This is a genomic window from Pseudomonas sp. 2995-1, from assembly GCF_002742505.1.
In the GTDB taxonomy this organism is placed as follows: domain Bacteria; phylum Pseudomonadota; class Gammaproteobacteria; order Pseudomonadales; family Pseudomonadaceae; genus Aquipseudomonas; species Aquipseudomonas sivasensis.
Window position 1 is genome coordinate 1 of record NZ_LJSA01000020.1, and the last position, 229, is coordinate 229.

The window sequence follows — 229 nt, forward strand, 5'->3', positions numbered from 1 at the left end:
CAACATATAAAGGCTATCAAGTACATGAGTTGAAGCCTAACACCCAGGGGATTGCTACTCTCATGATGTTAAATGTTTTAAATAAGTATGACCTAACATCTATTGGAGATCATACCCCTGATTATTATCACCTAATGGCAGAAGCGGCGAAAATATCTTTTCGTTATAGAGATGAGTGGATTACAGATAAAGAGTCTATAAATGTTCCGTATGAAGAACTGTTATCTGA

Annotated in this window: 1 protein-coding gene; it reads left to right on the plus strand. The window is 35.8% G+C overall.

From position 1 onward, the window contains the following. Positions 1–229 (plus strand): gamma-glutamyltransferase (locus AOA61_RS00060; protein WP_178075164.1); only part of this gene is annotated, 229 nt, incomplete at both ends.